Raw genomic sequence first — 14,015 nt, forward strand, 5'->3', positions numbered from 1 at the left:
AAAATTAAAAGAGAAACCATTTTTAAGTAGACAATAGAGTATTCCAGCTAAAGAACTCAAACTGGCTAATGTAAGTTTAGTTTATTTTTAGCATCTCTCACATAGAATAGATCTTCGTTTTTATGCTCTATTCTATGAAAATATTCATTTGTACTTGTAAAAGTTTGTTTATTCCATTCATTAACACCCAAAAGATAATTTTTTTCTATTTTAGATAATTCATTCATAGCAGTTAAATTTTCAAGAGCAGTATGTTTATCAAGTTTGTCTAAAATAATATTATTAAACAAAGACAATTTATTCAACAAGAATTGTCCGTCAACTTGTTCTTGTTTTTTTAATTTTTCTGATTTCAAAATAGATTCTATCCTAATTTGGCAATGTTTAGATAACTCTTGTTCACCAAGAAAAGTGTAACAAAGCCCCTGCCAATAATAAGCAAGTATCTTTTGTTTTGCAGTTTTGTACTTGGGTAGTATATATTTAAACAACGTTATTGACTGTTTGAAATCACCTAGATAGTAACAAGCAACAGCTTCTTCTTGTTTAAAAAAGATAATATTTTTCTTCTTATCGCCTAATAATATTTGAAATTCTTTGTATGATTTTGGATCACACTGCTCTAGTAAAATATCGTATATTTTTTTATCAGTTTTCTTTTTTAAGAAAACTAAAACTAGAATAAATAGAAATAGGCTGAAGAAAACTAGGTTATACGAGTTCCCGTTTTTATTATATAAATATAATAAAAATGGGACTGGTAAAAATGAGCATAAGAAAAGTATTCGTATTATATTTACTAACTAATTTTTTTATGGTTATTCCCACTTTCTATCAAATTTTTTAAATGAAAATGACGAACTATTTTAATTTAAACAATTACTGGCATTAACAGAACTTGCATTTCCAAAAATTAGAAAAAGTAAGCTTGCTGCCCCTAGAGCTGCTAATATTGCTGGTGAAAGAACGATTCTAGCAGCAATCAGAGCAACTGCCCATGTAGGTAATCTTACACCTATTTTATTTAGTAGTGGTAATGCCATTTTCATCAGTTGTTGAACCAAATCCAAATAATTTTGTATCACCAAATAATCCAATATCGGTACCAAGACCGTATTTACTATTTTCGTTATGGACACCAGCGCTAATACCTACAATATCTTTGTTTCCTATAGTAAGACGTGCATCAGCATTCACTCCATGAGAGAATGCTTCAACAGATGCAGAGGCATCAACAGATATGCATCGCCCCAACTTATTCCTAAACTTGTTCCATCAAAACCAAATTTTCCCAAAGGAGTGTCTAAAGAAGGTAAATTTATTGATATTCCATCGACGTTTTCATTGGTACTGTTGAGTACAAAAATACCGCCACCATTTGTTTCAGTTTTAGAACTAGATGATTCAGAGTAAACTATCCCTCCATCCATATCTGGCAGATCTGGAGCAGAGATCTCCACTGTATTGCTTGTACCAAATACATTATTACCTAACCAGTCCCCAGCACTATTGAAAGCATCACCGATACCTTTTCCAATGTATCTAAGTGAAGGGAATTTCCCATCTAAATCTATAAGTGATAAAGGTAGAAAACAGTTTAAGTATCTGAGATAAGATACTTAAACTGTTTTTTCACTCTAGCTACTGAATTGTTATAACAAATTCATCATCCTTAGTGTTATTTTTTAAATCATCGAAGTAGTAAAAATATAGCTGGACTTTTTCTACTTTAAAGGGAATTACTTCCGTTGGCTTTTGATTATTTACTTTAATTTTTTGTACCTCTTTTTTTGCAGATAGAGACCATACAAAATTAGGATGATTTTTTAGTGTTTTTGTGGCATAGGTACTACTATAAAGATTTAGGAACATATTTTGTTCTTCTATAACACTATCATTTTTATGCAATTTACTGTCTATGAATTCGGTTGGCAATGGTCCGTAAGACAGAGGATTAGAATATTCTTTTTTTCCATCTTTATCTTTTGTTCTAAATCTCATGACTGCAAAAAATTCACCGCTATCATCAGCTTGAAATAATGTTCCATAAAAAATACAGCTTTCTTCATCTTCAATTATTTTTATGGTTTTCACCAACTCAAAATCAATAGGTTTTCCATCTGCTAAAGTATTATGTTTGATGGCTTCTGCAAGTGTTGGATAGTATCCTGTAATGTAATCATCTTCATTGAAGTCTTCATCACCTTCAGTAATACGTTCAACTTTAGTTGGACTATTTCCTTCACTATCACTAAAATTAATACATCCTTGCAAACTGAGGATACATCCTCCTAATAGTAAAAAAGTGAGTATTTTTTTCATAGTTCCCTCCTTATGCTAAGCTACAGCTCATAGCAGATGCAAATCTTGGATTTTTACCAAATGCCTCTCCTAGTTGAAGTAATAGTTTAGAAAGTGCCGCTCCAACTGGACCGATTAAGGCATCGTCTAGGATACCTATAATAGTTGCATCATTTGCTATTAGATAAGCCATAAGTGCTGTAAGAGCTACAGCTCCAAGCACCTTAGCAGGTACTTTAGCATATTCAAACAATTCTTTCCAAGTTTTTGAGCTAATAGATTTAACCAATTTATCTGTCATTCTACCTTTACTTTTACCTGTTGTACCAGTTCCGGTCCAACCATTTTTATCAAAACCAAAATCAGATACATTCAAATTCCCATCTGACGATTTAGTTCCTGCTCCGAGAGTAACAGATGGGTCTTTGCTGATAGTAATATTTCTATGAATATCAGACGTATTCCCTTGTTTATCTGTGAAAGAGGCTTTTTGATCTTGGGTAGCTTTCAAAGAAGAAAGGCCACTTGAATCTACTGAGATGCTAGATTTGTTAGACCAACCTATTTTTCCCCAAGGAGTAGGGATAGAAATGTCTATTGGAATATTTACTTGTACTCCAGCATTTACGGATTTCTTACCAGTAATAGGATCAATTGATATCTTGGAAGTTTCAACAAGTATACCACCGCCACTTGACTCGCTAGTAACATGCTTGGTCCCATCTGGAAGAGTCTCCTCTATTGTATTAGACTTCCCATGTATATTATTATTCCAAAAATCTGAAATTCCTTTTCCAATATCGCCCAGTGAAGGGAAATATCCATCCTTATCTACTAAATCTAAAGGACTATTCCAAACGTAAGTATATGGATTTAATGTCATAGGTGAAGTCAATACGCCTTTAATGCCATCTTCACTCACAAATCTGCCTTGGTTCTGGTCATAATACCTAGCCTGGGCATAATTCAATCCACTAACTTCATCTTGTTGGTACCCAGTAAAACCAAAGGGTTGATTTGTTGGTGTGTTGAATAACGCTTGCCCAAATTCATCAAAGCCATATTCTTCCATCGTTTGTCTAGTAGTCGTTAGTTGTCTTAACGGACTGCCTAGATCATCTAACAAGAAGTACTCTTCTTCATTCTTTGCCAATAAGTCATTATCCCATAAATACTGTTCTTTGTCTTCATTCACTTTTCGTTCCAAAAGATTGTTATAGGGCTTCGTCAAATCTAAAATATACTGAATCTGTTTCAGTGGTTCATTGTTTTTTTCAATTGTTTGACCAGTTCGATTTCTTAAACCGTTATATTGATATGTTGCTTTGTCACCTGATGCAGTGGTCACTTGTGTCATCATATTTGTCGCATCAAAGGTAAATGATTTAGTGACTTGATTGTTGATCAATTCTTCCACAAGATTGCCACGTTGATCGTAGTTAAATTGTTTGGTTTCTTGAGGCGTATTTTGTTTGATTAGCTGATTCAAGGCATTGTATTGATAAGTTGTTGAACCAGTTGCTTCTTGTTTACTGGTACGGTTGCCGAAGGCATCATAGGTATATTGCCGTAAGACTTCTTGGTCTTTTGAGACATGTGTCAAACGCTGTAAGGCATCATATTGGTACTGGTAGTGTCCGCTGTCTTCGGTCAAACCACGACGTTGTTTCTTGATGACTTGTTTATTCCCGGCTTCATCGTACTGATACTGGTATTTTTCCAGAATTTCTTGCTCTTTTTGATGGATCAAGGCACTTAATTGAGAAGCAGGTGTATAGTCATAGTGTGTGGTCACTTGGTTTGGCAAAGATTTTTCAATCAAGCGTCCTTGGGCATCATAGTGATAACGATAGACCTGATCCCCAGTGTGTAGTTCGGTTAGTTTATTGGATGGGTTGTAAATATATTGAACTTCCTTGCCATCTGGATAAACTAATTTTGTTCGATTGTTTTGCCCGTCCCAACTGTATTTAGTGATTTGTTGATCTGGCGTTAGAACTTCTTCTACACGACCTAAAGCATCTAATTTCATTTGAGTAGTGCCTAACCAGTCTTTCACCGCTTCAAGTTTACGCAATGGATTATACTGCATGATGACTTCTTTACCATCGGAATAATTCAATTTCTGAACTTGACCTGTTTGGTTATAGTCTAAAACAGTTTGATAGCCATCTTTATCCGTCTTTTTGATAAGCTGATTGTTTTCGTCATAGCCATACTGTTCTTGGTTGCCTAAGGCATCTGTGACAGAGGTCACATTTCCTAGTAGGTCATATTGATACTGTGTCACACGATTTTGTTCAGACACTTTTTCCAGTTCGGCATCAATTAATCCGTATTGTTGAATGGTTGTTAGGTTCCCTACAGTATCATAATCGTAGTGGGTTTCATTGCCTAAAGCATCTTTAACAAGTGTAAGATTCCCTGTTGGAGAATAATCGTATTCCGTAATGGCTCCTGTTTCATCTTGATACAATACAATTCGATCGGCGGCGTCATAAGAAAATTTCCGAGAGTTGCCTAATGGGTTGGTAATCGCTGTGACACGATCTAAGATATCGTAGGTATAGGTAATTTTACTTTCTTCACCTGTCCATTTTTCAATGACGTTGTCATTCAAGTCATACACATATTGTTCTGTTTCACCGGCAGGGTAGGTGACTTGTTTTAAGTTTCCACCTGGATAATACTCATAAGACGTGATCCCACCGTTTGCGTCTGTAACAGCTTCTAGTTGACCAAGTGATGTATAAGAAAGGGTGAGTTCATTGTCTAAGGCATCGGTTTGGCGGACTAATTGTCCTAGTAAGTCGTATTCAAAGGTCGTCGTATGGTTTAATGCATCGGTAATCGTTGCGACTTTTCCTAGTTTAGTATAGGTATAACGAGTGGTCGCACCATCGGCTTCAACCATCTTTGTCCGTCGGTTTAAGGCATCATACGTAAACGTTGTTTCTTCTCCTTTAGGAGAACGAATGCTCGTCACATTTTGATTTTCATCATAGTCATAGTGAACGCTATATCCTTTGGCGTTAACGACTTGGCTTAATTGGTTGTATTGATTGTATAAATAGGCCGTTTCTGCGCCATTGGGTTCTTTGATGTTGGAGATATTCCACATCAAATCATACGTCATCTCTGTCACGTGTCCAGATGGATTCGTAATCGCTGAAACTTTTCCTAGCTCATTGTATTTTTGTGTGACGGTTGTCCCATCGAAGTCTTTAACAGCTGTCACTTTATTGATGTCATTGTACGTATATTCGCGTGTATTGCCTTCATCATTCGTAACTTTCGTTAGGTTTCCTTCTGTGTTGTACTCAAATTTCGTGACAGCACCCGTTGGATTGGTGGTTTCAATGACTTGATTTTGGTTGTCGTAAACATAGTGAGTGGTTCCTTGATTCGGGTATTGAATACTCGCTAGATTGCCCCGTTCATCATACGTAAAGCACATCAGACTACCGTCGGGTTGTTTTACACTAACTGGTCGATGTTGTTCATCATAGGTCGTTTCAGATGAGTAGCTTAATGGATTTTCTACTTTTAATAAGTTACCATTTTCATAGGTAAAGGTATATTCGCCATCGTTTGGTTGTTTCATATAGATTGGGTGGTTCTGTTCATCATATTTGATTGTGGTCACTTCACCTAATGGATTGGTGACATTGATTAGATTTCCTTGTTCGTCATAGCTGTATTGTGTTTTATTGCCTTTTCTATCGGTCACAGAAGTTGGTTTATTCTGTTCATTGTAAGTGGTGATTTCTTCACCGTTCGGATAAACGACTTTCGTATTTCGGTAGTGTTTGTCTCGATAGTAGGTGACTTTTAATCCGTTTTGTTCGGTTACAACGATTGTTTTGGCTTCATCATCGTACTCATAGGTCATGACACCACCATCAGGGAAGGTTTGTTTCGTGATTCTTGAGAGATAGTCGTATTCATTTTTGACTAAATCAATCTTTCTTGGATTGGTCGTTGTCGTGAGTTTGCCATTTTCATAGCCGTAACGGACGATTGCTTTATTTGGTAGTTTTACTTCCGTTAAGCACGCATCTTCATAGGAGAAGCTTACTTTTCGTTTGGCTTGATCTTTGATACTAGTGAGTAACCCGGTATCATCATACCGGAAACGAATGAAGCCACTTGGACTTTCTACTTTTTTCAAACGTTGTTCTGAATTGTAGGAGAAGCGAATTTTTTGTCCAGATTCTGTCTGTTTAGTCACTAGTTGACCCTTGGTATTAAAGCGATAAAGGATTTGGTCTTCTGTTGTTAACTGATAGCCAGTTTCTTCTTTCACTACAATGTGGCTAGGGAAGAGAGGAGAATGGTAGTTGTTGTCTTCTAAGAATTCATAGAAAACAACATGACCATCTTCCATCATAATTTTCAGTTCGTCTGTTTCTTCGGTTACACAGACTTCAAACGGATGGACCCAATTTTTTCCTAAAGCCCCTTGGTATTCGTCCATGGCATTGTACGTACGGGTGAAGCTCAAAGGTACTTCCCCTTGAATGATTAAATCTTCTTTGTCTGCGCTGAAGTTACCAGTTGTCAGGTTGACTGGATCTTTACTATATCGGGCACTGGCTACTTTTAAGCCTTTAGACGTTTCAGATACTCGTTTTAGAGTCTTGTCTACATTTGACATAGACATGCCGTTTTTTAAGCGCATTTTAGATAATGACTTCTTAAATGCATCGACACTTTGAGCAGTGAAACCGCCGTTAATAAAAGATTGGTATTCTTTAAATAGACTAGCGAGTTCATTGGCAGCGCTCGTTAACTCAGAAACATTACTAGCCGCAGCTCTGTCTAAAGTTGGTAAATCATTTTGAAGCTTTTCAACATCACGTTGTAGTTTTTGTAATAATGTCTGGAATTTATTTTTTTCTAATTTAAAGCCGCTAGTGGCACCAGTTAAGCGTCCACTTTTGGCTTCTGAGGGAACCTGAGATTCTAATGAACGAACAGTCGATACTTTGGATTCCATTTCGTGACTGAATTGTTCCGCTGCTTTAAAGAGTGATTCATATTGTGTTTTTAATTCGACGATGGCCGATAAGAGAAACACGCGATCTTTTCCAACTCCCATTTTTTCCTCCTACTATCTGCTTTAGTTGTGTTTTAAGTAAAAAGGAGATAACAGTTTTACATTATCTTCCTTTTACTTATTTATAATTTAAACACGGTATATATTTACTTCCATTGTCCACGTTCTTTCAAAATTTTACTAATACTACTTTCCGCTAATTCCTTTTTGAATACTTTCGGAAGTGAGGGTGGATTTTCTGTATTTTGACTTAAGAGTTGTTTTTTCCATGTGTTATCTTCACTGTTTAGAGTCCAGTAGTAAAGACCAACATCACCGCTATAAACCCAAACTATATCTTCATCATCAGACCAAGAAAGAAGGAATCTGGAGTTTTTACTAAAATAGTCATCATCATCTTTGTATACATCTTTTAAGTTTTTAGTTGATTTGATTATAAAACTATAACCATCAACGCCATATTTATCTTTTTTTTCTTCTTGTACTAAAATATAATCTCCAGAAGCTGATTTAAGTTGTTCAAAATTATGGCTTTGAATATCTACATTAGAAGATCTAAAGTAGATAAATATTGTTATTAGTATAAATAAAACGAGTATACTACTGCAGAAAAGTATAACTTTTTTCATTAGGTGTTTCTCCTCATTTTTATAGAATTATGTTAGTCCACAAGGAGTGGGGCCTACTACTACAAATTGATTAATTAATTTTTCCCACCAGTTGTATTTTGTTTTAAGCCATCCACTTGTGAAGTCACCATTAGCATTCATTTTAGAATTATCTTTCCAAGAAATTTTTATACGATAATCTTTTGGATTAGCAAAAGGAATTTTTTTAGCGAAATTTGCTTTCCAACTATCAGTTTCATACGTAAAGTTGGGATCAATGATGTCATTCCAAGTATATCTCAAGTCAGTTTCTATATTCCCATTGTTATCTTTCCAAATCGTTCCTTCAATAGTAAAACCACCTGCATCGGCATTTGTTCCGTGTAAATATTGATAACCTATTACAGCTTCTCCATTTTCTATTTCCATAGGAAATTGTTCATCAACTTTAATTGAAGAATTGTTAGGAACGGGATTTGATAGTTCTTTTATCTTATCAGATATTTGTGCTGACAAGTTTTCATTATTTTTCATATAGTTAGCCCACTTTATACTATCTTCAAGATTCAAATCTTTTCCATCTCCATAAAGATAATGCCATAATATATCTCGTCCAGCCCAGTCATTTTCAAAATTGGATCCATTAATAGAATCTGGTCTATTTCCATCTAAATCTACAAGTATCAGGGGGTTATTCCATACATAGGAATAGGGGTTTAGTGATTTTGGGAGAGGAGCAGCTCCTTTAATATTATCTTCACTGACAAAACGCCCTTGCTTCTGATCATAGTATCTCGCTTGCGCATAATTCAATCCACTAACTTCATCTTGTTGATACCCAGTAAATCCAAAGGGTTGAGTTGTTGGTGTGTTGAATAACGCTTGCCCGAACTCATCAAAGCCATATTCTTCCATAGTCTGTCCAGTAGTCGTTAGTTGTCTTAACGGACTGCCTAGATCATCTAACAAGAAGTATTCTTCTTCATTCTTTGCCAATAAGTCATTATCCCATAAATACTGTTCGGTGTCTTCATTCACCTGACGTGCCAACAAATTATTATATGGTTTCGTCAAATCTAGAATATATTGAATCTGTTTCAATGGTTCATTGGCTTTTTCAACTGTTTGACCTGTTCGGTTTCTCAAACCGTTATATTGATACGTTGCTTTGTCACCTGATGCAGTGGTCACTTGTGTCATCATATTTGTCGCATCAAAAGTAAATGCTTTAGCGACTTGATTGTTGATCAATTCTTCCACAAGGTTTCCACGGTGGTCGTAGTTAAATTGTTTTGTTTCTTGTGCTGTTTTTTGAGTTACTAGTTGATTTAGAGCATTGTATTGATAGGTTGTTGAACCAGTGGATTCTTGTTTACTTGTACGGTTGCCAAACGCATCATAGGTGTATTGACGTAAGACTTCTTGGTCTTTTGAGACATGTGTCAAACGCTGTAAGGCATCGTATTGATACTGGTAGTGTCCGCTGTCTTCGGTCAACCCTTGACGTTGTTTCTCAATTACTTGTTTGTTGCCAGCTGGATCGTACTGATACTGGTATTTTTCCAAAATTTCTTGCTCTTTTTGATGGATCAAGGCACTTAATTGAGAAGCAGGTGTATATTCATAGCGTGTTGTCACTTGGTTTGGTAAAGATTTTTCAATCAAGCGTCCTTGGGCATCATACTGATAACGGTAGACTTGATCGTCTGTGTGTAGTTCTGTTAGTTTGTTAGAAGGATTGTAAACATACTGTACTTCTTTTCCATCTGGGTAGACTAGTTTGGTACGATTACTTTGACCGTCCCAACTATATTTTGTAATTTGTTGATCTGGTGTTTGAACTTCTTCTACACGACCTAAAGCATCTAATTGCATTTGAGTGGTGCCTAACCAGTCTTTCACCGCTTCCAATTTACGTAAGGGATTATACTGCATCAGGACTTCTTTACCATCGGAATAGTTTAATTTCTGAACTTGACCTGTTTGGTTATAACTTAAAACAGTTTGATAGCCATCTTTATCCGTCTTTTTGATAAGCTGATTGTTTTCGTCATAGCCATACTGTTCTTGGTTTCCTAAAGCATCTGTGACAGTGGTTACGTTTCCTAGTAGGTCATATTGATACTGTGTCACACGATTTTGTTCAGACACTTTTTCCAGTTCGGCATCAATTAAGCCGTATTGTTGAATGGTGGTTAGATTGCCCACCATATCATAATCATAGTGGGTTTCGTTGCCTAACGCATCTTTAACGAGAGTAAGATTCCCTGTTGGAGAATAATCGTATTCCGTAATGGCTCCTGTTTCATCTTGATACAACACGATTCGATCGGCAGCATCATAAGAAAACTTCCGAGAGTTGCCTAATGGATTGGTAATAGCTGTGACACGGTCTAAGCTATCGTAGGTATAGGTGATTTTACTTTCTTCCCCTGACCATTTTTCAATGACATTGTCATTCAAGTCATACACATAGTGTTCTGTTTCCCCGGCAGGGTAGGTCACTTGTTTTAAATTTCCACCTGGATAATACGCATAAGACGTGATCCCACCGTTTGCGTCTGTCACAGCTTCTAATTGTCCAAGTGAGGTGTAAGAAAGGGTGAGTTCACTTTCTAAAGCATCTGTTTGGCGGACGAGCTGACCGATTAAATCGTATTCAAAGGTCGTCGTATGGTTTAAGGCATCCGTAATCGTTGCGACTTTACCTAGTTTAGTATAGGTATAACGAGTGGTCGCACCATCTGCTTCAACCATCTTTGTCCGTCGGTTTAAGGCATCATACGCAAATGTTGTTTCTTCTCCTTTAGGAGAACGAATGCTCGTCACATTTTGATTTTCATCATAGTCATAGTGAACGCTGTGTCCTTTGGCATTGGTGACTTGACTTAGTTGGTTGTATTGGTTGTACAAATAGGCCGTTTCTGCGCCATTGGGTTCTTTAATGTTGGAGATATTCCACATCAAATCATACTCCATCTCTGTCACGTGTCCAGATTGATTCGTGATAGCTGAAACTTTCCCTAATTCATTGTATTCTTGTGTGACGGTTGTCCCATCGAAGTCTTTAACGGCAGTCACTTTATTGATTTTATTATAGGTATATTCGCGTGTATTGCCTTCATCATTTGTAACTTTCGTCAAATTGCCTTCTGAATCATACTCGAATTTCGTGACGGCACCCCTTGGATTGGTGGTTTCAATCACTTGATTTTGGTGATCGTAGACATAATGAGTTGTTCCTTGGTTTGGGTATTGAATACTCGCTAGATTGCCCCGTTCATCATACGTAAAGCACATCAGACTACCATCGGGTTGTTTTACACTAACTGGTCGATGTTGTTCATCATAGGTCGTTTCAGATGAGTAGTTTAATGGATTTTCTACTTTTAATAAATTAGCATTTTCATAGGTGAATTTATATTCTGCGCCATTAGGTTGTTTCATATAAATCGGGTGATTCTGTTCATCATACTTGATTGTGGTCACTTCACCTAATGGATTGGTGACATTGATTAGGTTTCCTTTTTCATCATAGCTGTATTGTGTTTTATTGCCTTTTCTGTCGGTCACAGAAGTGGGTTTATTTTGTTCATTGTAGGTGGTGATTTCTTCACCATTTGGATAAACGACTTTCGTATTACGGTAGTGTTTGTCTCGATAGTAAGTGACTTTTAGTCCATTTTGTTCGGTTACGACAATGTTTTTCGCTTCGTCATCGTACTCATAGGTCATAACTCCGCCATCTGGGAAGGTTTGTTTCGTGATTCTTGAAAGATAGTCGTATTCATTTTTGACTAAATCAATCCTTCTCGGATTGGTCGTTGTCGTGAGTTTGCCATTTTCATAGCCGTAACGGATGATCGCTTTGCTTGGCAACTTCACTTCTGTCAAGCAATCATCTTCATAGGAGAAGCTTACTTTTCGTTTGGCTTGATCTTTGATGTTTGTGAGTAATCCAGTGTCATCATAACGGAAACGAATGAAGCCACTAGGACTTTCTACTTTTTTCAATCGTTGCTCTGAATTGTAGGAGAAACGGATTTTCGGTTCAGATTCTGTCTGTTTAGTTATCAATTGACCATTTTTGTTAAAGTGGTAATGGGTTTGGTCTTCTGTCGTTAACTGATAGCCAGTATCTTCTTTCACCACAATGTGACTAGGGAATAGGGGAGAATGGTAGTGGTTTTCTTCTAAGAACTCATAGAAAACAACATGCCCATCTTCCATCATGATTTTCAGCTCATCTGTTTCTTCGGTCACACAGACTTCAAACGGATGGACCCAATTTTTCCCTAAAGCTCCTTGGTACTCGTCCATGGCATTATAGGTACGGGTGAAGCTCAAAGGCACTTCCCCTTGAATGATTAAATCTTCTTTGTCTGCGCTGAAGTTTCCAGTTGTGAGGTTGACTGGATCTTTACTGTATCGGGCACTGGCTACTTTTAAGCCTTTAGAGGTTTCAGACACACGTTTCAGTGTTTTGTCCACATCAGACATACGCATGCCATTTTTTAAGCGCATTTTGGATAAGGATTTTTTAAAGGCATCAACGCTTTGAGCAGTGAAGCCGCCATTGATAAACGATTGGTATTCTTTAAACAGACTAGCGAGTTCATTGGCCGCGCTGGTTAGATCAGACACATTACTCGCGGCTGCTTTATCTAGCGTGGGTAAATCATTTTGAAGCTTTTCCACATCTCGTTGTAGTTTTTGGAGTAAATCCTGAAATTTATTTTTTTCTAATTTAAAGCCGCTAGTGGCCCCAGTTAAGCGTCCGCTTTTGGCTTCTGAGGGTACTTGAGCTTCTAGTGATCGAACGCTAGAAACTTTGGCTTCCATTTCGTGACTGAATTGTTCAGCGGTTTTGAAGAGGGTTTCATATTGTGTTTTTAACTCGACGATGGCCGATAAGAGAAACACGCGATCTTTTCCAACTCCCATTTTTTTCTCCTCCTTTTCTATCCATATTTATTAAGAAATAGCTTTATCCATACTATTTGAAATGTTACGATCTTGTTCTTCGTAGGTATCCACAGCACTTAAAAGGGCTTGGCACATTTCTCTAAAAAAACCTTCTGATGCAATAATAATTTGCTCTTCTGCTTTAAATTGTTGCTTGATCTCTGAGACAAATGCTCCTTCTGACTCATTAAGCAAAGAAGACAGTTGAGAGACTGCACTCTTAGCTGATGATAAACTAGAGTTGATCTGGTTTTCGATATGACTGATTTCACTTCTTGCTTGTCCATAATTTATATCTACTTTTCCCATTTTTATTCCTCCTTAATAATTAGCAGCTAGTGTCCACATTCATGATGACTGCTTCATAATCTTTGATTACATTTTCGGTTTGGTTGAATAGTTCTGTTAATCTAGAAACTACGTCAGAGTTAACACCATCCATTAAACCTTGAATTTTTGGTGTTAAATTATCAGTATTTAAAGAACCTGAACCTAGTTGATTCGTCAATTCGATTACTTTCTTATAAGAATTAATGATTTCATGATGGCTTCTTTTCAAATTCGATGTAGTTTGCTCAAATTCATGATTGATTACTGCTATTTTTCCCATAATATCGCTCCTTTATTTAAATACTGGCTATTTGAGCCATGATATTGGTTAAAATATCTTGTTGTGTATCTTGATAGGTATTTAATTCTCTTATTTGATCATCAATGCCTTCTACAACTTTTCTTACTTTTTTTATATTTTCATCCATTGCTTTGATTCCTTTCGGGAGTTGAGAGGCTTGTTTTTCGGCAATAACCCCTTCAAAAACCTTAGGAACTCTTACTTGTGACACAATTTGACTAGATAGAGCAGAGTTTTTTTTCTGCTCTATCTGAGAAATTGCTTGATCGAATTCACTTTTTTTGGAGTGAAAGCTAGTAACAAGGTTATTGGCTTTAGAGATTTTCCCTCTGACTTTCTCCGCTTTCATTTGAAGTTCTTGACGGCGTCTATTTTTTTCAGCTTCTTCGGCCGCCTTTCTTGCTTGTTCCCGTGCTTTTTCTTTACTATCGTCCATGTTTATCCTCCTTTT

At 36.7% G+C, this 14,015-nt stretch carries 10 protein-coding genes; all 10 read right to left on the reverse strand.

Features of this window, described 5'->3' with window-relative positions:
- Positions 1-65: 65 nt before the first annotated feature.
- Positions 66-356 (reverse strand): hypothetical protein, encoded by a 291-nt coding sequence (locus I586_RS13295; RefSeq protein WP_010766661.1) that lies wholly within the window; start codon positions 354-356, stop codon positions 66-68.
- 510 nt (positions 357-866) lie between these two features.
- Positions 867-1,043 (reverse strand): hypothetical protein, encoded by a 177-nt coding sequence (locus tag I586_RS17285; RefSeq protein ID WP_155854792.1) that lies wholly within the window; start codon positions 1,041-1,043, stop codon positions 867-869.
- Positions 1,021-1,254: a hypothetical protein gene (locus I586_RS17290; protein WP_010766662.1), complete on the reverse strand. Its 234-nt coding sequence runs from the start codon at positions 1,252-1,254 to the stop codon at positions 1,021-1,023. The genes I586_RS17285 and I586_RS17290 overlap by 23 nt, the downstream gene beginning before the upstream one ends.
- 387 nt (positions 1,255-1,641) lie before the next feature.
- A complete protein-coding gene (locus I586_RS13305; RefSeq protein ID WP_010766663.1) occupies positions 1,642-2,322 on the reverse strand; it encodes a hypothetical protein in 681 nt (226 codons plus the stop codon).
- A 10-nt stretch (positions 2,323-2,332) separates the two neighbouring features.
- Entirely contained in the window at positions 2,333-7,402 is a 5,070-nt protein-coding gene (locus tag I586_RS13310) for a DUF6531 domain-containing protein (RefSeq protein WP_010766664.1), read from the reverse strand.
- A 104-nt stretch (positions 7,403-7,506) separates the two neighbouring features.
- Entirely contained in the window at positions 7,507-7,989 is a 483-nt protein-coding gene (locus I586_RS13315) for a hypothetical protein (RefSeq protein WP_010766665.1), read from the reverse strand.
- A 27-nt stretch (positions 7,990-8,016) separates the two neighbouring features.
- A complete protein-coding gene (locus I586_RS13320) occupies positions 8,017-12,912 on the reverse strand; it encodes a DUF6531 domain-containing protein (protein WP_010766666.1) in 4,896 nt (1,631 codons plus the stop codon).
- A gap of 30 nt (positions 12,913-12,942) precedes the next feature.
- Complete coding sequence (locus I586_RS13325) at positions 12,943-13,242, reverse strand: hypothetical protein (protein WP_010766667.1); 300 nt, start codon at positions 13,240-13,242, stop codon at positions 12,943-12,945.
- Between the two features lie 19 nt (positions 13,243-13,261).
- On the reverse strand, positions 13,262-13,543 hold the full coding sequence (locus tag I586_RS13330) for a hypothetical protein (RefSeq protein WP_010766668.1): 282 nt from the start codon (positions 13,541-13,543) through the stop codon (positions 13,262-13,264).
- A 16-nt stretch (positions 13,544-13,559) separates the two neighbouring features.
- Positions 13,560-14,000 (reverse strand): hypothetical protein, encoded by a 441-nt coding sequence (locus tag I586_RS13335; RefSeq protein ID WP_010766669.1) that lies wholly within the window; start codon positions 13,998-14,000, stop codon positions 13,560-13,562.
- Positions 14,001-14,015 lie beyond the last annotated feature (15 nt).

The organism is Enterococcus moraviensis ATCC BAA-383 (assembly GCF_000407445.1).
GTDB lineage: Bacteria > Bacillota > Bacilli > Lactobacillales > Enterococcaceae > Enterococcus_L > Enterococcus_L moraviensis.